Annotated in this window: 18 protein-coding genes; 16 read left to right on the top strand and 2 right to left on the bottom strand. The window is 50.4% G+C overall.

Annotated elements, in window-relative coordinates:
• The 11 genes from LKD70_RS12750 (at position 1) to LKD70_RS12800 (ending at position 13,572) form a co-directional block, all read left to right on the top strand.
• Positions 1-1,017 (top strand): helix-turn-helix transcriptional regulator, encoded by a 1,017-nt coding sequence (locus LKD70_RS12750; RefSeq protein WP_227708347.1) that lies wholly within the window; start codon positions 1-3, stop codon positions 1,015-1,017.
• A gap of 80 nt (positions 1,018-1,097) precedes the next feature.
• Entirely contained in the window at positions 1,098-1,514 is a 417-nt protein-coding gene (locus LKD70_RS12755) for a cupin domain-containing protein (RefSeq protein WP_227708348.1), read from the top strand.
• A gap of 443 nt (positions 1,515-1,957) precedes the next feature.
• The gene (gene thpR, locus LKD70_RS12760; protein ID WP_227708349.1) at positions 1,958-2,443 is read left to right on the top strand and encodes an RNA 2',3'-cyclic phosphodiesterase; all 486 of its coding nucleotides are present in this window, start codon (positions 1,958-1,960) and stop codon (positions 2,441-2,443) included.
• Between the two features lie 105 nt (positions 2,444-2,548).
• Positions 2,549-4,231 (top strand): phospho-sugar mutase, encoded by a 1,683-nt coding sequence (locus LKD70_RS12765; RefSeq protein WP_227708350.1) that lies wholly within the window; start codon positions 2,549-2,551, stop codon positions 4,229-4,231.
• 150 nt (positions 4,232-4,381) lie between these two features.
• On the top strand, positions 4,382-5,065 hold the full coding sequence (locus LKD70_RS12770; protein WP_227708351.1) for a D-lyxose/D-mannose family sugar isomerase: 684 nt from the start codon (positions 4,382-4,384) through the stop codon (positions 5,063-5,065).
• A gap of 73 nt (positions 5,066-5,138) precedes the next feature.
• Positions 5,139-6,527: a glutamate synthase-related protein gene (locus LKD70_RS12775; protein WP_227708352.1), complete on the top strand. Its 1,389-nt coding sequence runs from the start codon at positions 5,139-5,141 to the stop codon at positions 6,525-6,527.
• 86 nt (positions 6,528-6,613) lie between these two features.
• Positions 6,614-7,681, top strand: a complete 1,068-nt coding sequence (locus tag LKD70_RS12780; RefSeq protein ID WP_227708353.1) for a LacI family DNA-binding transcriptional regulator — start codon at positions 6,614-6,616, stop codon at positions 7,679-7,681.
• Positions 7,682-7,766: 85 nt separating this feature from the next.
• A complete protein-coding gene (locus LKD70_RS12785; protein ID WP_227708386.1) occupies positions 7,767-8,339 on the top strand; it encodes an FAD-dependent oxidoreductase in 573 nt (190 codons plus the stop codon).
• Positions 8,340-8,486: 147 nt separating this feature from the next.
• Positions 8,487-10,409, top strand: coding sequence for a PTS beta-glucoside transporter subunit IIBCA (locus LKD70_RS12790; RefSeq protein ID WP_227708354.1), 1,923 nt, complete (start codon positions 8,487-8,489; stop codon positions 10,407-10,409).
• 74 nt (positions 10,410-10,483) lie between these two features.
• Entirely contained in the window at positions 10,484-11,908 is a 1,425-nt protein-coding gene (locus tag LKD70_RS12795) for a glycoside hydrolase family 32 protein (RefSeq protein ID WP_227708355.1), read from the top strand.
• A gap of 143 nt (positions 11,909-12,051) precedes the next feature.
• Complete coding sequence (locus LKD70_RS12800) at positions 12,052-13,572, top strand: D-alanyl-D-alanine carboxypeptidase family protein (protein ID WP_227708356.1); 1,521 nt, start codon at positions 12,052-12,054, stop codon at positions 13,570-13,572.
• Between the two features lie 3 nt (positions 13,573-13,575).
• On the opposite strand, the gene LKD70_RS12805 is transcribed toward LKD70_RS12800, so the two are convergent.
• Both LKD70_RS12805 and LKD70_RS12810 read right to left on the bottom strand, forming a co-directional pair.
• Entirely contained in the window at positions 13,576-14,583 is a 1,008-nt protein-coding gene (locus LKD70_RS12805) for a helix-turn-helix domain-containing protein (protein ID WP_227708357.1), read from the bottom strand.
• Between the two features lie 26 nt (positions 14,584-14,609).
• Complete coding sequence (locus tag LKD70_RS12810; RefSeq protein WP_227708358.1) at positions 14,610-14,987, bottom strand: ArsR/SmtB family transcription factor; 378 nt, start codon at positions 14,985-14,987, stop codon at positions 14,610-14,612.
• 147 nt (positions 14,988-15,134) lie between these two features.
• Between LKD70_RS12810 and LKD70_RS12815 the strand changes: the two genes are divergently transcribed.
• The 5 genes from LKD70_RS12815 (at position 15,135) to LKD70_RS12835 (ending at position 25,180) form a co-directional block, all read left to right on the top strand.
• Positions 15,135-15,353: a cation transporter gene (locus LKD70_RS12815; RefSeq protein WP_227708359.1), complete on the top strand. Its 219-nt coding sequence runs from the start codon at positions 15,135-15,137 to the stop codon at positions 15,351-15,353.
• Positions 15,354-15,563: 210 nt separating this feature from the next.
• Positions 15,564-17,447, top strand: a complete 1,884-nt coding sequence (locus LKD70_RS12820; protein ID WP_227708360.1) for a heavy metal translocating P-type ATPase — start codon at positions 15,564-15,566, stop codon at positions 17,445-17,447.
• A 403-nt stretch (positions 17,448-17,850) separates the two neighbouring features.
• Entirely contained in the window at positions 17,851-18,702 is an 852-nt protein-coding gene (locus LKD70_RS12825) for a 3-isopropylmalate dehydrogenase (protein WP_227708361.1), read from the top strand.
• 844 nt (positions 18,703-19,546) lie between these two features.
• The gene (gene ileS, locus LKD70_RS12830) at positions 19,547-22,702 is read left to right on the top strand and encodes an isoleucine--tRNA ligase (protein ID WP_227708362.1); all 3,156 of its coding nucleotides are present in this window, start codon (positions 19,547-19,549) and stop codon (positions 22,700-22,702) included.
• A 3-nt stretch (positions 22,703-22,705) separates the two neighbouring features.
• Complete coding sequence (locus LKD70_RS12835; RefSeq protein WP_227708363.1) at positions 22,706-25,180, top strand: glycogen/starch/alpha-glucan phosphorylase; 2,475 nt, start codon at positions 22,706-22,708, stop codon at positions 25,178-25,180.
• Positions 25,181-25,189 lie beyond the last annotated feature (9 nt).

A 25,189-nucleotide genomic window follows, 5' to 3' on the forward strand; every position in this document is an offset into this window, starting at 1 on the left:
ATGCCAAAGGGAACGAATCAGAAATTCAAACTGTACCGTCTCGCGCAGATCATGCTTGAGCGAACGGATGACGACCACTATATTACAATGCCGGAGATTATGTCTGCTCTCGGAGAGTATGAGATTACGGCGGAGCGCAAGAGCATTTACAATGATCTGCACGATCTGGAGGTGCTTGGGATCGAGGTGGAGGGCGAGCCTGTGGGAAACCGGTATCACTATCATGTGGTGAACCGTCCTTTTGAGCTGCCCGAGCTGAAACTTCTCGTGGATGCGATACAGTCGTCAAAGTTCATCACCGAGAGAAAATCAAACGCACTGATTAAAAAGCTTGAAAAACTGGTGAGCAGGTACGACGCGATGAAGCTGCAGCGCCAGGTCTATGTGTCGGGCAGAATCAAGACGATGAACGAGAGTATCTACTATACTGTGGATGCGATTCACAATGCGATCTCGGAGAACAGAAAGATCCGATTCCAGTATTTCCAGTGGAATGTAAAAAAGGAGATGGAGCTTCGCCGCGGCGGGGCTTATTATCATATCAGCCCGTGGGGGCTTTCCTGGGATGCGGAAAATTATTATCTGATCGGGTATGATTCAGATGCGGGACAGGTCAGGCATTACCGCGTCGATAAGATGCTCCACATTCAGATGTCAGATGACAGCCGGGAGGGGCGGGAGTATTTTAAAAAGCTGGATATGGCGGACTATACGAGGAAGAGTTTCGGTATGTTCGGCGGAAAAGAGCAGAAGGTGAAGCTGCTTGTGGAAGACAGGTTTGCGGGAGTGATTATTGACCGGTTCGGAAAAGACGTGATGTTTATTCCATCAGATGAGGACCACTTTACGGTCAATGTGGATGTGCGCGTCAGCAGCCAGTTTTTCGGATGGGTGTTCTCTCTTGGGGGAGGGGTGAAGATTCTCTCACCGGATGAGGTGACAGAGCAGATGAGGGAGGAGATCAGAAAGATAGCCGGACAGTATGAACGGCCGGGAATTGACAAATCTGATTTTTGAAATGATAATAGGGGAAGAGGAAAATTCAGTCAAGTACATCGAAGTGCAGCAGGGGCAGAAGAATCTGCCGGACGATGTACATGGGAAAGGAGACAGAAATGTACTACGAGTATAAGAAAGAAAATTCCATCCATATCCCGGCTCCCTACAAGAGAGACATCACGCCGGTTTTTATGGGGGATGATGACAAGATTGCGGAGACGAACTTCTCGATCCATTTAACGGAATGGGCGCCGGGATGTACGATCGACGAGCATTCCCACCCGGATGGAATGGAAGCAATGTATCTTATGTCGGGAAAGGGGATTGCGATTGTAAACGGTGAGGAGCATGAGTTCAGACCTGACACAATGATCGTTGCCCCGCCGGGAATCACACATAAGATTATTAACACAGGAGATGAGGTTCTCCGTGTTCTGTGTGTGTTTTCACCGCCGGTTACCGGAAAGTCTTTAAGAGAACGCGCAATGAACGCGGTAGATGAAGCAGAGAAATAAAAGGGAAGTGCAAATCCAAAGCCGATGAATCTGTGAGCGTGTAAGTCTGCAGATTCACCGGCTTTTATAAAAAAGTCATGTTGTTTGTTTAGGGAGGTGGATTATGAATACAGTATTCCGTAAATTTCCAAAAGAACAAAGAGCGTTTATAAATCCCGCCGATACGACAGAGAGAAGACCGGATTTTCCGAAAGTGTGTGTATCGACATTTTCGGAAAACATTATAAATAAATTTGCTTCTATGAAACAGGCGGAGGAAATAGGGCTCCAATCGCATTGTATATGTCCAGAGTCGGCGCCCCGGCCTGTGTGTCGGGACTCGAAGAAGTGATAGCCATGGGCGCGGAGAAATATATGGCGCTGGCATTTGAATGTGCGGTCAGGATGAGCAGAATTTAAAACAGATGTGAAAGCATGAATAAAAAATGAAAAGGAGGTCCGGCATGAGATTATTTATAGCGGTAAATCTCTCAGAAGAAATGAAGAAAAGCCTTATCGGTTTTATGCATGATCTGAAAAAACAGGGTGTGGAAGGAAGTTTTGTACCAGCGCAGAATCTTCATATGACACTTGCGTTTATCGGGGAATACGATGATCCCACCAGGGTAAGGGAAATAATCGGAAAAGTGCCGTTCCCGGAATTTCGCCTGAGCCTGTCTGAGACGGGGAATTTCGGAAACATTTTCTGGGTGGGAGTGAAAGGAAACCAGAAACTTAAGACGTATGTGAAGGACTTAAGAGCTGCTCTCGATGAAAACGGGATTCCCTTCGATCACGGGAAGTTTGTCCCACACATTACTCTGATCCGGAAAATGTCGGCAAAGAAGCCGTACCAGATTCGTTTGCCGAAAGCAGATATGACAGTGAAAAAAGCAGCGCTTATGAAGTCGGATTTAAAAGGAGGACGGGCCGTATATAAGGAGCTGTGATGCTGTTTTAGTGATTGCCGTCCGCTCTCAAACATGGTATATTATTAATAAGTGTTGTAACATTTACACAAAAAAATTAATAAAAATGTAGTAGGAGAGAGAAAAATGTATCAGGAAGATTACAAGCGTTGGATGGAAGCTGATCTGGAAGACCCGGATCTGAACCCTGAACTGGCAAAGATCGAGGGAAATGACGATGAAATCAAAGAGCGTTTTGCAGTTGCGCTCAAATTCGGTACAGCAGGGCTCAGAGGCGTGCTCGGCGCGGGAACCAACCGCATGAATATCTATGTGGTACGTCAGGCGACGCAGGGACTTGCAAACTGGGTTAAGACGCAGGGCGGAACTCAGACAGTTGCAATCAGTTATGACAGCCGTATCAAGAGTGATATCTTCGCGAAGAATGCGGCGGGCGTACTGGCGGCAAACGGAATCAATGTCCGCATTTACGACGCGCTGATGCCGGTGCCGGCACTTTCTTTTGCGACACGATACTATAACTGCAACGCGGGAGTCATGGTGACGGCTTCCCACAATCCGGCAAAATATAACGGATATAAGGCATATGGACCGGACGGATGCCAGATGACAGATGACGCCGCGGCAATCGTTTATGATGAGATTCAGAAGACGGACGTTCTTACTGGAGCAAAATATATGTCTTTTGCGGAGGGCGTTGAGAAAGGTCTGATCCGCTTCGTGGGAGACGACTGCAAGAGAGCGCTCTATGACGCGATCGAGTCCAGGCAGGTTCGTCCGGGTCTGTGCAGGACAGCAGGACTGAAACTGGTGTACAGCCCGCTGAACGGCTCAGGACTGATCCCTGTGACACAGGTGTTAAAAGATATCGGAATCACAGACATTACAATCGTTCCGGATCAGGAATATCCGAACGGATATTTTACAACATGCAGCTACCCGAACCCGGAGATTTTCGCTGCTCTGGAGCAGGGGCTTAAACTTGCGGAGGAGACAGGCGCTGACCTGATGCTTGCGACAGATCCGGATGCGGACCGTGTCGGCATTGCCATGAAGTGCCCGGACGGTTCTTATGAACTTGTAAGCGGAAATGAAGTGGGAGTTCTTCTCCTTGACTACATCTGCGCAGGTCGAATCGAGAAAGGAACCATGCCGGAGAAAGCGGTGGCAGTGAAATCCATCGTTTCCACACCGTTGGCTGACGCTGTGGCAGAGCACTATGGCGTGGAACTCAGAAGCGTACTTACAGGATTCAAATGGATCGGAGATCAGATCGCTCAGCTTGAAGAGGCGGGCGAGGTTGACCGTTTTATTTTCGGATTTGAGGAGAGCTACGGATACCTTGCAGGACCGTATGTGCGTGACAAAGACGCTGTCATCGGCTCCATGCTGATCTGCGAGATGGCTGCCTACTACAGAAGCATCGGAAGCTCCTTAAAACAGAGAATGGAAGAAATCTATGCGCAGTACGGACGCTACCTCAACAAGGTGGACAGCTTCGAGTTCCCGGGACTCAGCGGAATGGACAAGATGGCAGGAATCATGCAGAACCTGCGTGAGAACCCGCTGACAGAGGTTGCCGGATACAAAGTTGTGAGCGTGACAGACTACACGAAACCGGAGGAGACAGGCCTTCCGTCGGCAAATGTACTGATCTACAGGCTGGATAACGGCGCGACTGTGATCGTGCGTCCGTCCGGAACAGAGCCGAAGATCAAGATCTATTACACAACGCTTGGAAAGGATCTGGCAGAAGCTCAGGCTGAGAAAGATAAACTGGCAGAGGCACTTGCACCGATTATGGCGTAAGGGCGGAACGTCCGGTGACGTCCCCTCTGAAATTCTGTGTCAAAGAAAGATTTCCTCTCTTTTATTTGCCGCGGCCATGGAGTATAATTCAGATATAGCGCCGGTAATTTCCGATGCGCCGAAAGAGCTCACGAAGGGAGAAACACAATTATGAAACGATCAGAAATTAATGAGATTATCCGCTACATGGAGAGGCTTGCAAAGGAGAACGGTTTTCATCTTCCGCCGTTCTGTAACTGGACTCCGGAAGAGTGGAAAACAAAAGGACATGAATATGATGAGATACGCGACAATATGCTCGGATGGGATATCACAGATTACGGTCAGGGAAACTGGGAAAAAGTAGGATTCGCGCTTGTGACGATCCGAAACGGCAACCAGAACAATCCGAAATATAAGAAAGTTTACGCAGAGAAGCTCCTGATGCTCAAGGAAGGGCAGCATTCACCCATGCATTTCCACTGGAAGAAATCCGAGGATATTATTAACCGGGGCGGCGGAACAATGATTATTCATATGTACAATGACCGGGACGGAGAGCTGGATGATACGGATGTACTTGTCAATTCGGACGGGCGGTCCTACTATGTTCCGGCGGGAACCGGCGTGCGTCTTGAACCGGGGGAGAGTATTACGATCTGGCCGCACCAGTACCATGATTTTGACGTGCTGGAAGGGACAGGAGACGTGCTGATCGGAGAAGTGTCCATGTGCAACGACGACAACACGGACAACAGATTTTATGAGAATGTGGGACGTTTCCCGGAGATCGAGGAAGACGAGGAGCCGTACCGTCTGCTTTGTTTCGAATATCCGGCGGCACCGGAAGAATAAGAAATGAGATTTCAGATCCGCAGAGAAACCTTTTAACCTGCCCGGGGCTCTCAGAGCCGAAAAGGAGGAAACAATGGCAAAATACAGATGCAGTGTATGCGGTTATATTTATGATGAAGAGCAGGAAGGCGCTCCGTTTTCCAGCCTGAAGGAATGTCCGGTATGCCATCAGCCGACAGACCGGTTTACAGTATATGAAGAGGAACACAGCGTACAGACGCCGGCAAAAAAGGAACTTAAACTGGACTATCCGAAGGAATTTGTGCGTCGTGATGATTCCTGCAGATACATGAAAGAGATACACGAGATGGCTGTGTCCGGAAAAAGTATCTCCGCGGCAATGGGGACAGAGCTTCCGATGCCGTCATGGGATGATATTTTGATTCTGGGTGCCCAGCTTGATCCGATGCCGCTTGATGAACACGCAGATGTTGATACGACAACAGTAATCGGGAAACACGCGGCAAAACCGCTTGTGCTGGATAATCCGGTATATATTTCCCACATGTCTTTCGGAGCGCTTTCAGAGGAAGCTAAGGTGTCGCTTGCGCGGGGGTCTGCGATGGCGCACAGCGCCATGTGTTCCGGAGAGGGAGGGATTCTTCCCCAGGAGATGGAAGCCGCGGATAAATACATATTTGAGTATGTGGGAAATCTGTACAGTGTTACGCCTGAAAATCTGCGGAATGCAGATGCTATTGAGATTAAGATCGGCCAGGGAACAAAACCGGGCATGGGCGGACATCTTCCGGGAGAGAAGGTTACGAAAAAAATCAGTGAGATCAGAAATAAGCCAATGGGAAAAGATGTGATCGCGCCGTCCAGATTCCCGGGAATTGAGACAAAAGAAGACTTGAAAAATCTGATTACCCAGCTCAGATATGCGTCTGAGGGACGCCCCATCGGAGTGAAGATTGCAGCGGGAAGGATTGAAAGAGATCTGGCTTTCTGTGTTTTTGCCGAACCGGACTTTATCACAATAGACGGAAGGGGAGGGGCGACCGGATCATCTCCGAAGCTTTTAAGAGATTCGGCCAGCGTACCGACGATCTACGCGCTTTACCGGGCAAGAAAATATCTGGACAGTGTGGGATCGGACATCAGCCTTGTTATTACAGGAGGACTGAGAGTTTCTTCAGATTTTGCAAAGGCAATCGCGATGGGGGCAGACGCGGTTGCGGTGGCATCGGGCGCTCTGATTGCCATGGCCTGCCAGCAGTATAAAATATGCGGAACAGGGATGTGCCCTATGGGGATTGCCACTCAGGATGAGGATTTAAGGCAGAGGCTTCACGGCGACGCCGCGGCCGCGAGAGTGGCAAACTATCTGAATGTTTCTCTGCAGGAGCTGAAGATGTTCGCGAGGATCACAGGACATAAGAATCTTCACGATCTTTCGGTAGATGATCTCTGTACAGTAAGCAGGGAAATCAGTGAATACACGGATATTCCACACGCGTAATATGATATGACCGCGGTACTGCGGCGGACAGCGGATGAACGGCGCGGTCAGAAAAACAGGCAGCTTCTTCAGGAGGAAATTCGTACATGACAATCAAGGAAATTGCACAGCTGGCAGGCGTATCGAGCGCAGCCGTATCAAGATATTTAAACGGCGGTTATATCAGCGATGAGAAAAAGGAGCAGATCAGGAAGGTGATCGAAGAGACCGGTTACCAGCCCTCCGCACAGGCAAGGATGCTCCGGACGAAACGCGCCTGCCTTGTGGGCGTGGTCGTTCCGAAGATCAACTCGGAATCCATCAGCCGCGTAACCGCGGGAATCGAAGAGGTTCTTTCAAGACGCGGCTATCAGATGCTTCTTGCCAGTACGGACAATGAACCGGAAAAGGAAATTACTTATCTGAAGCTGTTTGAAAACTACCCGGTGGATGGAATCGTGCTGATCGGTACGGTTATTACGGCCGAACACAGGAAATTTCTCAAAAATTCAAAAGTCCCGGTTGTTGTGGTCGGGCAGTACACAAAGTACGCGAACTGCATCTATCACGATGATTACGGGGCAGGAAAGGCGATGGGAAAATATGTGGCCGCTGAGCTGGCCCGGGGCGGCGGCAGTGATGAGAGCGGAAACAGGGCCGGGCACAGAGCAGGGAAAGCCGCTTATATCGGTGTGACAAAGGAAGATAAGGCGGTCGGTGTATCCAGGGAGGACGGCTTCCGCGCCGGACTAAAGTCCGGCGGAGCCGAACTTGAGGAAGGATACATAAGACAGGCGGAATTTACCATGGAATCCGGGTATCAGGCCGCGCTGGACCTGCTCGGGGAAAAGCAGGACATTGCGGTGATCTCCTGTGCCACGGATACGATCGCGGCGGGGGCGATCGAGGCGCTTCTGGCGTACAGCAAAAACAGGGTGCCGCAGGCGGCGAAGGATTCGGGGACAAGGATGCAGTATATTCTGGACAGCTCCGCGGTACGGGTGACCGGATTCGGAGACAACCAGTTTTTAAAGGCAGTGACGGGAGGAATCCCCACGGTGCATTTCGGCTATAAGACAAGCGGAATACGGGGAGCAGAGCTCCTTCTGGATGTGATTGAGCGGGGAGAAAAAATTCCCGTTGAGATGAAGCTCGGTTTCAGAATGGTATGTTAAAATAAAATCAGTGTTATGCCAAAACGGTGCCGGGGTTTGTTTTTGTTTCGGTACAATTCCGGATTTTTATGTCGAAACGGTGCGGATGCGGCAGGACGGCTATGACGCGGTGTTTATCGGGACGGGAACATGGAGACCGTACCGTCTGAATATTCCGGGAGAGACTCTGGGCAATGTTCAGTACGGCATCAACTATCTGAACAATCCGGATGTGTATGATCTTGGAGACCGGGTGATTGTAATCGGCGCTGGCAATGCGGCGATGGATGTGGCGAGAACCGCGGTGAGGAAAGGCTCCAGGTATGTGACGGTGTATTCGATCACGGAGGTTCCCGCCGCTTCGCCGAAGGAGGTGGAGTACGCGAAGATCGACGGCGTTCAGTTTGAAGTGCTTCAGACGGCGATTGAGATTACGGACGAGGGAGCTGTGATCTGCGATGTGGAGTGGACGGAAGACGGGAAACTGATCCGTCATGAGGAGACGGCGCATCTTGTTCCGGCGGACAGCATTATCATATCAATCTCTCAGGGACCTCAGGACCGGCTTGTAAACCGGGATAAAGAGCTCAAAGTGAACGAGAGAGGGCTTCTGAAGACTGACGAAAAGGGCGAGACAACCATGGACGAGTATGTGAAGAACAAAAAGAAAGAAAAATAAGATATCGATTACATATATATTTTGCAATATATACAAAAAAGAAATTGAAATATCGGTAAAACTGCCATATTTACAAACGACGGTTTTACCGATATTATTTATATAAAGATATGAAATCGATTACAGGTTTTAGGAAGGAGAGTTACTATGGATTACAGAAAGACCGCACAGGAAATTCTTGATCATGTCGGCGGCAGCAAGAATATCGTCTCCGCGGCACACTGTGCTACGAGGCTTCGTCTTGTCATTGCGGACAACAGCAGGGCAGACAAGACAGCCATCGAAAATGTGGATGGGGTAAAGGGAGTGTTTGAGGCTTCGGGACAGCTTCAGATTATTCTCGGAACAGGAACAGTGAACAAAGTGTTCGATGAGTTTATCTCCATCGCGGGGATTACCGCGAGCTCAAAGGCTGAGGCGAAAGAGGCTGCGGCGCAGAAGCAGAATGTGTTTATGAGGGCGATCAAGCTTCTTGGAGATATCTTCGTTCCGATTATTCCCGCTATCGTGGCGAGTGGTTTCCTTATGGGAATTATGAACTCGCTTGATTTTATGATCAGCAACGGGTTCATCAACATGGACACAGGAAGTTCCATCTATGTATTTGCGAACCTGTTCAGCAACACGGCGTACACGTTTCTGCAGATTCTGATCGCGTTTTCCGCGGCAAAGGCGTTTGGCGCCAATCCGTATCTGGGGGCGGTTATCGGCATGATTATGATTAACCCGTCTCTGCAGAATGCGTATGACGTGGCTACAAACGGTGTGCTTCAGACGCAGCCTGTGTTCTTCGGACTCTATGAGATCGATATGGTCGGCTATCAGGGGCATGTAATTCCTGTTGTCATCGCTGTATGGCTGCTCTCGGTGATTGAGAAACGGCTTCACAAAATCGTGCCGGAGGTGCTTGATCTCTTTGTAACTCCTCTGGTCAGCGTATTTGTGACAGGGTATCTTACCCTTGCTGTTATAGGGCCTGTCTTCGTCTGGGCGGAGAACGCGGTTCTGGGTGCGATCCAGTGGCTTCTCACACTTCCGCTGGGACTTGGAAGCCTTGTCATGGGTGCGCTGTACGCGCCGACGGTTGTGACCGGTATTCATCAGATGTATACGGCGATCGATATCGGGCAGATCGCTCAGTACGGCGTCACATACTGGCTGCCTCTGGCGAGCGCGGCTAACGTGGCGCAGGGAGCGGCAGCTCTGGCAGTGGCACTGAAGTCAAAGGACAGAAAAATCAAATCGCTGGCGCTTCCGTCCTCTCTGAGTGCATTCATGGGAATTACAGAACCGGCGATTTTCGGTGTGAACTTAAGATTCTTCAAACCGTTTATCGCAGGGTGTATCGGCGGCGGATGCGGAGCTCTGTACGCTTCCATCGTCCACCTCGGCGCAAAGGGAACCGGCGTGACAGGAATCTTCGGCATCCTTCTGTGTCTGGAACAGCCGGTACAGTACCTGATCGAGATGGTGATCGCGGTCGGCGTTGCGTTCGCAGTATCATTTGTACTCTATAAAGATGCGAAGCCGGAGGCTGCGGCAGCAGGCAGCGCGGCGCTCGCGGACCAGTCCGGAAACGGGGCGGCGCAGAATGCGGCAGACGGCAGTGGAAAAACCGGGGAAATTCTCGTAAGTCCGGTAAAAGGCAGGATTCTTCCGCTTTCAGAAGTAAAAGATGAGACGTTTGCCTCCGAGATGCTTGGAACAACCGTCGCGGTAGAACCTTCAGAAGGTGTGATCAAGGCGCCGTGCGGCGGCGAAGTCATCAATGTGTTTGACACAGGACACGCCGTATGCCTTGCGACAGAGACCGGCGGAGAGATCCTGATCCATATCGGAATCGATACAGTGAAACTTGACGGCAAGGGATTTACAAAGAGAGTTGCCGACGGGGATAAAATCCATGCGGGAGACGTGCTTATTGAGGCGGATCTGGACGTGATCCGCGGGGAGGGCTGCCCGGCTACGACGATGATCATTCTGACAAATGCGGATGATTATGCGCGCGTCGAGAAGGCGGAACCCGGAACAGCAGATGCGGATACTGAGATTATGAAACTGGAAAAATAGTGACAGATATAACAGAGACAGGTATGCTGAAAAAGTTTATTGTGAAAACCATTTAGAAAACAGGGGGACGGATTATGAATGCTCTGACACGAGATCTGAAGAAACTGACGGAGGAGAAGGAGAGATGTGCCGGCGGAAATGACCGCTACCGGCAGAAAATCCATCTCATGCCGCCTGTGGGCTGGCTCAATGATCCGAACGGACTCTGCCAGTTTCAGGGAGTCTTCCACTCGTTCTTTCAGTACTCGCCTTTTAATCCCGAGGGCGGTGTGAAGATGTGGGGGCACTGCACGAGTTCTGATATGATCCGCTGGGAGTACAGAGGAGTTACGCTCTATCCGGATCAACCGTTCGACTGCAGCGGTGTGTACTCGGGATGCGCACTGATCGAAGACGGGGAGATGCATTTGTTTTATACCGGAAATGTGAAGCTGGAAGACAGAGACGACTATGACTATGTGAACAGCGGCAGGGAGGCGAACACAGTGCTCGTCTCAAGCCGCGACGGGGAGCACTTTGGAAACAAGCGGCTCCTCATGAAAAATACGGATTATCCCGCGGATCTGACGCTTCATGTGAGAGATCCGAAAGTGTGGAAACAGGGCGGAGTCTGGTATATGATTCAGGGCGCCAGAAGAAAAGACGATGTAGGGGAAGCGATTCTCTTCAGGTCAGATGATCTTGTCTCATGGAACTATCACAGTACAGTCCGTACAGAAGAACCGTTCGGGTATATGTGGGAGTGCCCGGATTACTATGAGACGGACGGCGTGAAGATCCTCTCAGCATCCGTTCAGGGGCTTACGGGGGAAGCGTGGAAGGACAGAAATGTCTATCAGTCCGGATATTTTACTTTGGAAGGAGATATCACCGGCGAATACAGCCTGTCAGACTATCATCTGTGGGATTACGGATTTGACTATTATGCGCCTCAGAGCTTTGAGACGGAGGAAGGCAGAAGGATCCAGATTGCCTGGATGGGAATGCCGGACTGTGAGGAGTATACAAATCTGACGATCGAGGACGGCTGGCAGCACTGTTTTACATTTCCGAGAGAGGTGTATGCCGCGGACGGAGTCGTAAAACAGTGGCCTATAAGAGAGCTGAATGAGTACAGAGGCGCGGCAGTCAGAGGAAAGGGGACTCTCGCGGCAAAAGAGGTTTCCGTATATGATGCGGAGATCACCGGAATCAGGGACAGCCGGTTCAGGGCAGTGCTTGGAGATGAGCTGGTTCTTGAATACAGGGATGGCAGATTTGTGATGAAGTTCTCTGACCGGGACAGAGCATCTGCGTCGGCAGGGCGCGGTATCCGGTATGCGGAAGTGGAGAAGGTTGATTCCGTAAGAATCCTGGCAGATGTATCGTCGGTTGAAGTCTTCGTAAACGGCGGGCAGTATGTGTTCAGCACGAGATATTATCCGAAGCGCGCCGGAATCCGGATCGAGGCAGATGGCGCTGACGCAGTGATTTATGAGATAACAGAGAATATAAAATAGACATCACGGCAAATGCAATGGACGGCACGGCTGTGCGCCGGGGACTCTGGAATGGGGAACCGGCGCTTTTTTCTTGCATCCGATGCACTGATCTACTATAATAAAGTAAGTTTAGAGCAGTCTTTATCAGGTGGAGGATTGAGATGAATAAGTTTGGATCGCGTGTGACTGCGGCTGTGGCAGCGGCCGTACTTGCTTTTGTGCCTGTATGCAGCGCGCATGCGGAAGGTGAAAATGCCGGGGAGGCACAGGCAGATACAGAAGAGCTCACGTTCGAGGAACAGCGTCAGGCGTCCTACGACGTGATTCCGGATACAAATGAGATAGAAGGCTGGCCGCAGGGACCGCAGATATATGGTCACTCGGGAATTGTCATGGACATGGACAGCGGAGCCGTGCTGTATGAAAAGGCGGCGGATGACCAGCATTATCCCGCAAGCATCACAAAGATTATGACAGCCCTTGTGGCTCTGGAAAATGCAGAACTGGATGCGGAAATAAACTTTTCACAGGCCAGTGTGGACTTTCTGGAATACGGGGACGCCAGCATAGGAATGACGCCGGGGGAGATCCTGAGTCTGAATGACGCCATGTACGGGATGCTGCTTGCCTCCGCAAACGAAGTATCCTACGCTATTGCAGAGAGTGTCGGAACGCTTATGGGAGGCGGATATGATACGTTTATCCAGGAGATGAACGACCGCTCGGCAGAACTCGGATGCACGGGATCCCACTGGGTGAACCCGAACGGGCTTCATGATGAACAGCATTATACGACGGCGCGGGACATGGCGCTGATCACATCGGCGCTTTACGAGTATGAAGAATATAAAACAGTCACCCAGACATTAAACTATACAATCGGGCCGACAAATCTTGTAAATGAATCCAGAACATTTCAGCAGAATCACAAGATGCTCTGGCCGGACAACTATTATTACTACGAATATTGCACCGGAGGAAAAACCGGATATACAGACCAGTCCAGGACAACCCTTGTCACGACCGCAGAAAACAATGGGCTCCGGCTCGTCGCGGTGATCCTTCAGGATGACGGGGATGTTTACGTGGACACGAGATCCATGTTTGACTACGCATTCGGTAACTTTTCAAAGACACTTTTAAGTGACCAGGAAAAACCGGAGGGAGTGAAATCCTACGCGTCGGAAGATGCTTACGTTCTCCTTCCTTCCGGAGTGGAATTTTCCTCTCTGGATCAGGAGATTACGATCAGTAATGAGAAGAGCGCAGCAGGCACAGTCACGTATTACTATGAGGGACAGAATGTGGGAAGTGCGGATGTGACGCTCACAGCCGGGTATGTGGAGGAGATGACCGGATACAGCGCGGACCCGAAGATCTCAGGTGAAGGAGGCAGCGGGGAAGCTGAGGCCAGTGTCGCTTCCTTCCCGGTCGGACTGCTTCTCGGAACAGCAGCGGTGATCGCAGTCCTCTTTGCGGCAGCGCTGATACTGATCCGCTATCAGGCGGTCAAACGCAGAAGAAGACGCAGACAGGCTGCAAGGAGAAGAGCCGCCGCCTCCCGCGCGAACGTCCATCCGTCCAGACCGTATATGCAGGAGGGAAGGAGGCCGTCGCCGGAGAGGACAAGGCCGCGTCAGTACAGGTCAGAACACAGAGACCGGGACGGAAGGTACCGCTAAGCCTTAATACTGCCGTCGGTAATCCGTCGGCAGTATTTTCATGACATCTTTAAAAGCCGCCGTAAATTTGCTCTGGCTTTCATAGCCGACCGAGCGTGCCACATCCGCAATGCTCGCGTCGCCTGTCCGGAGCATCTGGGCGGCTTTTTTGATGCGGAACTGTTTCATATAAGCGGCCACGGGCATTCCGTACACATCCTTGAAGACCCGTTTGAGCGCGGCAGTGTTGATCAGATACTGCCGGGAGAGCTCCTCGATGGTGATCCGCTGTTCCGGGTGAGCGGTCAGCGTGTCGTGCACGTTCCGGATAATCTCTGTCTGGCGGGAGTAGTGGGGATCCGGACTGTGGAGGCAGGACGGTTCCGCCCGGTCGAGTGCGAGGAGAAGCTCCTGACATTTCAGCTTCAGAAGAGGAAGATTTGCGGCCGCCTGATTTTCCTCTTCTGCCAGATCATAGATATCGGAAAAGATCTGCTCTGACCATCTGTCTGCGGGCATGGATACAGACTCTCTCTCTTTGCAGAATTTGTCGCAGAGAGTATGGATATTTACTCCGGCTTCGCATGCGGGAGAGGGCAGAGAACGGCATAACAGCGCCGTGTTGAGGGAGAGGGTGCTTCCCTCATAATAGCCGAGGGGCAGGGCAATCTCAGATTCGGAGCATTTGTCCGTATAGTGAAACGACAGATCGCCGCTCCCGAAGTACAGGCTCAGCCCGCCTTTCATTTCCCAGCCGATCCGTCCCCTGCGGCAGTGGTCCACAGAGAGCACCGACGCGCCGTGGGCGTGGCGGCACGGAAATCTGTCACCGATATAACAGTGGAAGGAAAGTGAGATGCCGGGATAGAGCTCGTAAGTTACTGTTTTCAGTTTTGTGCTGCAGTCATAATGAAGATCCGAAAATTCCCTGCGCTCCTCAGAACATCCGAGAGGACGGCAAATAGTCAGATATTTGCCGGCAGGGACGTCGCTAAGCCGGTCTAAAAGTCCGGCGTCGAATTCTTTTTCCATAGATTTTCTCCCAGTCTGTCCCGGAATCAGCGGTCGTTTTCCGCTTCCTGCGGACATGTGATTTTACCCAGTTTTTCTATCATATGGTGAAGCACCTGAGCAAGCTCGGTGTCCGCCGTCCGGTAATACATCTCTTTTCCTTCCCGGCGGCTTACAATCAGGCCGCTGCTCTTCAGAAGCCGGAGGTGATGGGAGACAGCGGGACTTGTCATGTTTACAATCGCGGCGATATTAAGCACGCACTCCTCGCAGTGGCAGAGAAGCCAGAAAATGCGCAGGCGGCTTGGATCTCCGAGCTGCTTCATCGCTTCGGATACCCCTGCAATCTCACTCTCGCCGGGGAGATACTCCCGGATTCTGTCTTCGTCGTGACCATGGTCGTGCGGTAAATGATTCTCGTTCATAGTCAATTGCTCCAATCGGAAATATTTTTCGCCCAAACGGGAATACATTCCGTCCGGCTCTTGACTTATTATACAATTGGAAGTACATTATAGTCAACGATTAAATAATTGTTTAATTATAATGATTTAATAAAGGAGACAATTGCGATGAAAAAGACTTATAAGATCGATGTTGACTGTGCAAACTGTGCGAACAAGATGGAGCAGGCCGCGAAAGCGACAGCAGGAGTGAAAGATGCGGTTGTCAATTTCATGACTCTTAAGATGAATGTGGAGTTTGAGGAAGGACATGACGCAAAAGCTGTGATGCAGGAAGTGAGAAAGAACTGTAAAAAGGTGGAGGATGACTGCGAGATCTTTCTGTAGGACGAGACAGATTGAGAAGACGGTTTTCGACGGAAAACAGCATATGTCAGGAGATGCATTCCGTTGAAGCGGTGTCTGAAATCAGTCTCCCGGCATCCGGTAAGTATTCCGATCCGGATGCCGGGGAAAAAAATGACATTCATATAAACAATTAAGCATATATTTAATTATAAAACAACTGAGAAAAAGGAACTGGAGGAAGGGGTTTTTATGACAAAAAAACAGAAAAAGATGCTGGCAAGGATTCTGATTGCGGCAGCTTTGATGATCGGGTTTCATTTTCTGCCTTTTTCCGGATATGTGAGATTTGTGCTCTATCTGATTCCGTATCTGGTTATCGGCTATGACATCCTGATCAAGGCCGCAAAGGGAATCAAAAACCGGCAGCCGTTTGACGAATGTCTTCTGATGGCGGTCGCGACGATCGGAGCAATGGCTATCGCCGTATATGAGGACGGAGACTATACAGAGGCGATCGCAGTAATGCTTTTTTATCAGGTGGGCGAGTGGTTCCAGAGTTATGCGGTCGGAAAGAGCAGGAGAAATATCAGCGACCTGATGGATATCCGCCCGGATTATGCCAATGTGGAAATTGACGGAAAACTGGAGCAGGTTGATCCGGATGAGGTGGAGATCGGAACAGAGATCGTTGTACAGCCGGGAGAGAAGGTGCCGATCGACGGCATTATCACGGAGGGAAGCTCCACACTGAATACAAGTGCCCTGACCGGCGAGAGTCTTCCGAGAGACGCGGCGGAAGGCGACGAGATTATAAGCGGATGCATCAATATGACCGGAGTGCTGAAAATCCGTACAACGAAAGAGTTCGGCGAATCGACCGTTTCAAAAATACTGGATCTGGTGGAAAACGCAAGCTCCAGAAAATCAAAATCAGAAGAGTTTATCACAAAGTTCGCAAGGATTTATACTCCCGCGGTTGTATACAGCGCCATTGCACTGGCGGTTCTGCCGCCGCTTGTGCGCATGATAGGAATGGGCGCGGCTGCGGAGTGGGGAACATGGATTTACCGTGCGCTTACCTTCCTTGTCATCAGCTGTCCGTGCGCCCTTGTCATCAGCATTCCGCTGAGCTTCTTTGCAGGTCTCGGCGGGGCAAGCAATGCGGGCGTGCTTGTGAAAGGCTCCAACTATATGGAAACACTGTCACAGACGAAATGTGTCGTATTTGACAAGACCGGAACGCTGACGCAGGGTGTCTTTGAGGTGAACGCGGTCCATCACAATAAAATGGATCAGAAAAAGCTTCTCGAGTATGCGGCTCTGGCGGAGAGCGCGTCCTCCCATCCGATCAGCAGAAGTATTCAGAAGGCGTACGGACAGGAAATCGACAGAAGCCGGGTGAGCGATATACAGGAGATCAGCGGAAACGGCGTGACTGCCCTTGTGGACGGAATTGCCGTGGCAGCGGGAAACTCCAAACTGATGGACAGACTGGGGATTCCGTGGATTGACTGCCACCACGCGGGGACAATCATCCATATGGCAGTGGACGGAGAGTACGCCGGACACATCGTGATCTCTGATATCGAGAAGCCCCACGCGAAGGAGGCGGTGAAGGCGCTTCGGGCAGCAGGCATCGAGAAACTTGTCATGCTCACAGGAGACTCCCGGAAGGTGGCAGAGCATGTGGCAGCCGACCTGGGAATCGACGAGGTTCATGCAGAACTTCTCCCCGCTGACAAGGTGGAGGAGGTGGAAAAGCTGCTCGCAAAGAAGCCTCAGAAAGCAAAGCTTGCCTTTGTGGGTGACGGCATCAATGACGCGCCGGTGCTTTCCCGGGCGGACATCGGCATCGCCATGGGAGCCATGGGATCGGACGCCGCCATCGAGGCAGCGGACATTGTACTCATGGACGATGACCCGCTGAAGATCGCCAAGGCGATCCGGATTTCAAAAAAATGCATCCGCATCGTGTATGAGAACATCTGGTTTGCGATCGGTATCAAGCTCATCTGCCTTGTGCTCGGCGCGGTCGGTATTGCAAATATGTGGCTTGCCATCTTCGCGGATGTGGGAGTGATGATTATTGCGGTGCTCAACGCGATACGGGCGCTGTTTGTGAAGAATCTGTAAGAAGCATATAAACCTGAAAATCAATACAGGAATAAATATAAAAAATCTCCCGGGTGCAGCCGGTGTCATTTGATCAGACACTGGGGCATGTTGGGAGATTTTTTACGAAAGAAAAACAGAGTTTATTTTTCGGGGCAGATATGCTAAAGTAACTCATATCAAGAGAACATTTCTTTTGAAATATGGTTTTCAGCCGGACCATATGAGGGATATTTCATTTTTGTTCTTGCCCGGTTTCCGGGCGAATTTCACAGGGATGCAAAAAAGACAGCCGGAGGTGATGCCATTGACAGGAATGCGTTAAGGGGGCTGATACGGATCAGAAAACAGCGTAATTTCCCCTTGTACACGGACGTTAAAGTTGCGACGGATAAACAGAATGTATTATACTAAAGGAGATAAGATGGAGAAAACCAAATTACAGTGGCATTCGGGTTTTGGCGCTGCATTCCGGATTACTCTTCAGGATGAAATGCCGTATCTGGAAATGCACGAGGAATATCTGCTGAACAAAAAACCTCTGCAGGTCGATGTCCTTATTGTCAGGAAGAAGGCAGATATCAGAATAGAAAAGGCAGTCGGGAAAATATTCCGGCAGCACAATATTATCGAGTATAAATCGCCGGAAGATTATTTAAGTATCAATGATTTTTACAAAGTATACGGCTATGCCTGTATCTATCAGTCGAATACGGACAGGGTGAAAGAGATTGATCCGGAACAGATAACGCTTACATTTGTCTGTAGTCATTATCCGCGGCAGATGCTGGATCATCTGAAAAAAGTCCGGGGGATCCACGTGGAACGGCATGGGGAAGGAATATATTATCTGAAGGGAGATCCGATTCCCATGCAGCTGATGATTACTCCGGAACTGTCGAAAAAAGAAAACTACTGGCTTCAGAATCTGAGAACCGACCTGAAAGCAGGGGGAGAAATAAGGAATCTGATGGCCAATTACGAGAAACACAGAAAATCGAAAGACCACGCAGCGGTGATGAATCTGATTGCGAGGGCGAACTGGGAACAGATGGAGGTGGAAAAGAAAATGTGTGATGCATTAAATGAATTATTTGCGGAAGAGCTTAAAGAGGCGGACAAGAATGGAAGAGCTATAGGCCGGGAACAGCTTCTGAAAGAGCAGATAGAAAAGAAGCTGAACAAAGGCAGAACGATTGAGGAGATTGCGGAGGCGCTGGAGACGGATGAGGCCACGGTACGCAGGATCGCAGAAGGGCTGGCGTCGCGGAAATAAAATCTTGACGAATCCCGGTATTCTCTATTATAATTACCATTGTATGAATTTCAAAAGCAAAGGCCATGACGGAGACAGTAGAGACTTTCAAACGTCACAGCGAGCCGGGGAGGGTGTAAGCCCGGTACAAGTAGCAGGTCATCGAATATCACTCCAGAGCCTCAGCCCCCAACATAAGAGTGATCTTCTTAAGTTATTTATGTCTACACAGTAAGGGCTGACGCGGATCCCGCGTTAAAGGATACCATATGCGAACTGATTGACTCTGTGGCAGGATAATACAGCGTATATACGGGAAGAGAAGTTCAAGTATGTTGTAACAGGTGGTTAAAACGGGAGAGCAGGCTTTCGTCCTATTGCAGGACGGAAGCCTTTTTATCTTTGAAGAAATGAAAACTGGAGAGTCTTGCCAGGTTCGGAGGCCGTCATATCCCTTGCGGACACGCTTTCGCTCGGGACACAGCGCAGCGGACACGTAAGGCTGCAAAATACGCAGCCCAAGTGCCGGCGCTGTTTTACGGTCCTTAATGGACATGCCGGTCTCCGAACCCGACAAACCCGCTGCGTTTCCCCTTCGGAAGATAAAAAGGCTGCCTTAAAGCTGATGACAGAAAAGAAAACCTCTTTTCCGCCGGCACCCCACCCCTGCTCCTACCGTTTTGAATTTGAGTTCCGTTCCGGACAGGCCCGACGCAGCCATGTGTCGATTAAGGGCCGTAAAGGAACGCCGGCACTTGGGCCGCGTATTTTGCGGCCTTATGTGACCGCTGCGTTCCGTCCCGAGCGAGAGCGTGCCCGCAATCGATATATGGCTGCGCCGGGCATTCGAGAAAGGAAGAAAGAAATGTACAAGAAAGTCCCCACCGACATGAATTTTGTCGGCAGAGAAAAAGAAGTTGAAAAGTTCTGGGAAGAGAACCACATCTTTGAGAAGAGTATCGAAGAGCGTGAGGGATGCCCGGACTACATTTTTTATGACGGGCCTCCGACTGCAAACGGAAAGCCCCACATCGGCCATGTGCTGACCCGTGTTATCAAGGACATGATCCCGAGATACCGCACAATGAAAGGCTATATGGTGCCGAGAAAAGCGGGATGGGATACCCACGGCCTTCCGGTCGAACTGGAAGTAGAAAAGTCGTTAGGACTTGACGGAAAAGACCAGATCGAGGAGTACGGACTGGAGCCGTTCATTGACAAATGTAAGGAAAGCGTCTGGAAATATAAGGGCATGTGGGAGGATTTCTCATCCACAGTCGGTTTCTGGGCGGATATGGAGCACCCCTATGTTACTTATCACAATACATTTATCGAGTCTGAGTGGTGGGCGTTAAAGCAGATCTGGGACAAGGGACTGCTCTATAAAGGGTTCAAGATTGTTCCCTACTGCCCGCGCTGCGGTACGCCGCTTTCAGCTCAGGAAGTGGCGCAGGGATACAAAGACGTCAAAGAGCGCTCCGCGGTAGTGCGTTTTAAAGTAAAGGACGAGGACGCATATATTCTCGCATGGACAACGACGCCCTGGACGCTGCCGTCCAACCTGGCGCTCTGTGTGAACCCCAATGAGGATTACGCAAAGGTAAAAGCAGCAGACGGCTTCACCTACTACATGGCATGCGCGCTGCTCGACACCGTGCTCGGAAAACTTGCGGAGGACGGAAAACCGGCTTACGAAGTGCTTGAAACGTACAAGGGAACCGACCTGGAAGGAAAAGAGTACGAGCCGCTTTATCAGTGCGCGGCGGACGCTGCGGCAAAGCAGAACAAGAAGGCGTTCTATGTGACATGCGATACCTATGTCACGCTGACAGACGGTACCGGAGTCGTACACATCGCTCCGGCGTTCGGTGAGGACGACGCCAACGTGGGAAGAAAGTATGAGCTTCCGTTCGTACAGCTTGTGGATGAAAAAGGAAATATGGCGGAGTCCACGCCGTTTGCGGGACTGTTTGTGAAGAAGGCTGACCCGGAAGTGTTAAAAGATCTGGACGCGAGAGGACTGCTTTTCGACGCGCCGAAATTCGAGCACAGCTATCCTCACTGCTGGAGATGTGACACGCCGCTGATCTACTATGCGCGCGAGTCCTGGTTTATCAAGATGACAGCAGTCAGAGATGACCTGATCGCGAACAACAATACAATCAACTGGATTCCCGAGAGCATCGGAAAAGGCCGTTTCGGAGACTGGATTGAGAATGTTCAGGACTGGGGTATCAGCCGTAACCGCTACTGGGGAACACCGCTCAACATCTGGGAGTGCGAGTGCGGACATATGCATTCCATCGGAAGCATTGCAGAGCTTAAGGAAATGTCGGAAAACTGTCCGGATGATATCGAGCTTCACCGTCCGTACATCGACGCGGTGACGATCAAATGCCCGAAGTGCGGCAGAGAGATGCACCGTGTGCCGGAAGTGATCGACTGCTGGTTTGACAGCGGTTCCATGCCGTTTGCACAGCATCATTATCCGTTTGAGAATCAGGACCTCTTTGAGAAGCAGTTTCCGGCAGACTTTATCTCCGAGGCGGTAGACCAGACAAGAGGATGGTTCTACTCCCTGCTGGCGATCTCCACACTTCTCTTTAACAAGGCTCCGTATAAGAACGTTATCGTTCTGGGGCATGTGCAGGATGAGAACGGCCAGAAGATGAGCAAGTCAAAGGGCAACGCGGTTGACCCGTTTGAGGCGCTTGAGAAATACGGCGCAGACGCGATCCGCTGGTACTTCTACATCAACAGCGCTCCGTGGCTTCCGAACCGTTTCCACGGCAAGGCAGTGACAGAAGGACAGAGAAAGTTCATGGGAACACTGTGGAATACCTATGCGTTCTTTGTGCTTTATGCGAATATCGATGACTTTGACGCGACAAAATATACACTGGAGTATGACAAGCTCACTGTAATGGATAAATGGCTCTTATCCAAGATGAACACGATGGTAAAAACGGTGGATGATAATCTGGCGAACTACCGTATTCCGGAGGCTGCGCGCGCACTCCAGGAGTTTGTTGACGATATGAGCAACTGGTACGTGAGAAGAAGCCGTGAACGTTTCTGGGCGAAAGGCATGGAGCAGGACAAGATCAATGCATACATGACACTGTATACGGCGCTTGTGACTGTGTCTAAAGCTGCCGCTCCGATGATTCCGTTTATGGCAGAGGAGATTTACCAGAATCTTGTGCGCAGCATTGACAGGGAAGCGCCGGAGAGTATCCATCTGTGCATGTTCCCGGAAGTGAACGGGGAGCAGATTGACGCGGAGCTTGAGAAAAACATGGACAGCGTGCTCAAGCTTGTCGTTATGGGACGTGCGTGCAGAAACGCGTCCAATATCAAGAACCGCCAGCCGATCGGACAGATGTTTGTGAAAGCGGGATTTGAACTTCCCGAGTTTTATCAGGAGATTGTCGCCGATGAGCTGAACGTGAAAAATGTTAAGTTTACGGATGATGTAAGAGACTTTACTTCATATACTTTTAAACCGCAGTTAAAGACAGTCGGCCCGAAATATGGTAAAATGTTAGGTGGGATTAAGGCGGCTCTTGACAGCGTGGACGGAAATTCGGCTATGGACGAAGTCAATGAGACAGGAGCTCTCAGGCTTGACGTAAACGGCCAGGAGATCACACTTTTCCGCGAGGATCTGCTGATCGAGACTGCCCAGATCGAAGGATATGTATCGGAGAATGACGGCGGTATCACAGTTGTTCTCGATACGAACCTTACGCCGGAGCTTCTGGATGAGGGATTTGTACGCGAGATTATCAGTAAAGTACAGACGATGAGAAAAGAGGCGGACTTTGAGGTTATGGACCGCATCAGAGTTACCTATACCGGAAGCGGAAAAGCGGAGGCGGTCTTTGAGAGATTTGGCGCTCAGATTGCCGGAGAAGTGCTTGCAGATGAAGTTGTAAAGGCAGAACCCGCCGGATACGTGAAAGAGTGGAAGATTAACGGGGAAGCTGTTACAATGGGTGTGGAAAAAGAAGGGAAGTAAGTTATGTTCAGCAAAAGATTTGAGAAAGAGACGTTTAAGCAGACAGTAAAGGACAATATCAGAAACCTGTACAGAAAGACGATCGAAGAGGCGAATCCTCAGCAGCTTTTTCAGGCAGTGTCCTACGCAGTGAAAGATGTTATTTTTGACGACTGGTTTGCAACACAGAAGGCGTATGACGAAGCGGACGCAAAGACAGTGTACTATATGTCAATGGAGTTTCTCATGGGCCGTGCTCTCGGAAACAACCTGATCAATATGACAGTATATAAAGACGTGAAGGAAGCCCTGGATGAGATGGGCATTGACCTGAACGTGATCGAAGACCAGGAGCCGGATGCGGCTCTTGGAAACGGCGGTCTGGGACGTCTGGCAGCATGTTTCCTCGATTCACTGGCTACGCTCAATTATCCGGCGTACGGATGCGGAATCCGCTACCGCTACGGAATGTTCAAGCAGGAGATCCGGGACGGCTATCAGGTTGAAGTGCCGGACAACTGGCTCAAAGAGGGCAACCCGTTTGAGCTTCGCAGGGAAGAGTACGCAAAGGAAGTGCGTTTCGGCGGAAATATCCGTTTTGAGAAAGATCCGGTGACGGGAAAAGACAAATTTATCCAGGAAAACTATGAGTCCGTTCTTGCGATTCCGTATGACATGCCGATCGTCGGCTATGGAAACCACGTGGTAAATACGCTGCGTGTATGGGATGCAAAGGCGATCACAGACTTTAAGCTGGATGAGTTCGACAGAGGAAACTACCACAAGGCAGTGGAGCAGGAAAACCTGGCGAAGCTGATCGTAGATGTGCTCTATCCGAATGACAACCACTATTCCGGAAAAGAACTCCGTCTGAAACAGCAGTATTTCTTCATTTCCGCAAGCCTTCAGGCACTGATCGCGAAGTATAAGAAGAAACACAGCGATGTGCGCAAGCTGTATGAAAAAGTTGTAATCCAGATGAACGATACGCACCCGACAGTTGCCGTGCCGGAGCTGATGCGTCTTCTTATCGATGAGGAAGGATTAAACTGGGAAGAGGCGTGGGATGTGACTACGAAGACATGTGCGTACACAAACCACACAATCATGGCGGAAGCACTTGAGAAATGGCCGATTGACCTGTTCTCCCGCCTCCTTCCGCGTATTTACCAGATCGTGCAGGAGATTGACAGAAGATTTGTCATCAAAGTACGTGAGATGTACCCGGGCAATGAGGAGAAAGTCAAGAAGATGGCGATCCTCATGGACGGCCAGGTGCGCATGGCGAACATGGCGATTATTGCCGGATTTTCCGTGAACGGCGTGGCGAAGCTCCATACAGAGATCCTGAAGCATCAGGAACTTAAGGATTTTTACGAGATGATGCCGGAGAAATTCAACAACAAGACAAACGGTATCACACAGAGAAGATTCCTCGCTCACGGCAACCCGCTCCTTGCAGACTGGATCACAGACAAGATCGGCGACGGGTGGATCACGGATCTTTCCCAGATTGCGAAGCTTAAACCCTTTGTGGAAGACGAGAACGCGCGCCGCGAGTTTATGGAGATCAAGTATAAAAACAAGGTCCGCCTTGCAAAATATATTAAAGAGCATAACGGAATCGATGTTGATCCGAGATCGATCTTTGATGTTCAGGTAAAACGTCTGCACGAGTACAAGCGTCAGTTCCTCAACATCCTGCATATCATGTATCTGTACAACCAGATCAAGGAACACCCGGAGATGACATTCTATCCGCGGACATTTATCTTCGGAGCAAAGGCGGCAGCAGGGTATCTCAGAGCAAAGGAGACGATCAAGCTGATCAACTCTGTGGCAGATGTGGTGAACAACGACAGAAGCATCAACGGCAAACTGAAAGTTGTCTTCATCGAGGATTACCGCGTGTCAAATGCGGAGATCATTTTCGCGGCCGCAGATGTCAGCGAGCAGATTTCCACAGCGTCCAAAGAGGCATCAGGCACGGGAAACATGAAGTTCATGTTAAACGGAGCTCCGACACTTGGAACAATGGACGGCGCGAACGTGGAGATCGTACAGGAAGTGGGCGCGGAGAACGCGTTTATCTTCGGACTGAGTTCAGAGGAAGTTATTAATTACGAAAAGAACGGAGGATACCATCCTCAGGATATCTACTTCAATGACTGGGAGTTAAAGCGCGTGGTTGACCAGCTTATGGACGGCACTTACTCGCATGGCGACCATAATATGTACAAAAACCTCTATAACTCCCTGCTTAACACGCAGAGTACGGACAGGGCGGATATGTATTTCATATTGAAAGATTTCCGTTCCTATGCGGACGCTCAGAAGAGAGTGGAGGAGGCATACAGAGACCAGCAGAGATGGTCGAGAATGGCGATGATGCAGACTGCGTGCAGCGGCAAGTTCTCTTCCGACAGAACGATCGAAGAATATGTAAATGATATATGGAAGCTTGAGAAAGTAGAGGTCCCGTCCGGAGAGGACGAATAGGAGGCAGTT

The organism is Ruminococcus turbiniformis (genome assembly GCF_020687545.1).
Lineage (GTDB): Bacteria > Bacillota > Clostridia > Lachnospirales > Lachnospiraceae > Mediterraneibacter > Mediterraneibacter turbiniformis.

Coding starts and splice junctions, on each gene's coding strand:
- LKD70_RS12750 (WP_227708347.1), top strand. CDS start 1: ATGCCAAAGGGAACGAATCAGAAATTCAAACTGTACCGTCTCGCGCAG.
- LKD70_RS12755 (WP_227708348.1), top strand. CDS start 1,098: ATGGGAAAGGAGACAGAAATGTACTACGAGTATAAGAAAGAAAATTCC.
- thpR (WP_227708349.1), top strand. CDS start 1,958: ATGAGATTATTTATAGCGGTAAATCTCTCAGAAGAAATGAAGAAAAGC.
- LKD70_RS12765 (WP_227708350.1), top strand. CDS start 2,549: ATGTATCAGGAAGATTACAAGCGTTGGATGGAAGCTGATCTGGAAGAC.
- LKD70_RS12770 (WP_227708351.1), top strand. CDS start 4,382: ATGAAACGATCAGAAATTAATGAGATTATCCGCTACATGGAGAGGCTT.
- LKD70_RS12775 (WP_227708352.1), top strand. CDS start 5,139: ATGGCAAAATACAGATGCAGTGTATGCGGTTATATTTATGATGAAGAG.
- LKD70_RS12780 (WP_227708353.1), top strand. CDS start 6,614: ATGACAATCAAGGAAATTGCACAGCTGGCAGGCGTATCGAGCGCAGCC.
- LKD70_RS12785 (WP_227708386.1), top strand. CDS start 7,767: ATGCGGCAGGACGGCTATGACGCGGTGTTTATCGGGACGGGAACATGG.
- LKD70_RS12790 (WP_227708354.1), top strand. CDS start 8,487: ATGGATTACAGAAAGACCGCACAGGAAATTCTTGATCATGTCGGCGGC.
- LKD70_RS12795 (WP_227708355.1), top strand. CDS start 10,484: ATGAATGCTCTGACACGAGATCTGAAGAAACTGACGGAGGAGAAGGAG.
- LKD70_RS12800 (WP_227708356.1), top strand. CDS start 12,052: ATGAATAAGTTTGGATCGCGTGTGACTGCGGCTGTGGCAGCGGCCGTA.
- LKD70_RS12805 (WP_227708357.1), bottom strand. CDS start 14,583: ATGGAAAAAGAATTCGACGCCGGACTTTTAGACCGGCTTAGCGACGTC.
- LKD70_RS12810 (WP_227708358.1), bottom strand. CDS start 14,987: ATGAACGAGAATCATTTACCGCACGACCATGGTCACGACGAAGACAGA.
- LKD70_RS12815 (WP_227708359.1), top strand. CDS start 15,135: ATGAAAAAGACTTATAAGATCGATGTTGACTGTGCAAACTGTGCGAAC.
- LKD70_RS12820 (WP_227708360.1), top strand. CDS start 15,564: ATGACAAAAAAACAGAAAAAGATGCTGGCAAGGATTCTGATTGCGGCA.
- LKD70_RS12825 (WP_227708361.1), top strand. CDS start 17,851: ATGGAGAAAACCAAATTACAGTGGCATTCGGGTTTTGGCGCTGCATTC.
- ileS (WP_227708362.1), top strand. CDS start 19,547: ATGTACAAGAAAGTCCCCACCGACATGAATTTTGTCGGCAGAGAAAAA.
- LKD70_RS12835 (WP_227708363.1), top strand. CDS start 22,706: ATGTTCAGCAAAAGATTTGAGAAAGAGACGTTTAAGCAGACAGTAAAG.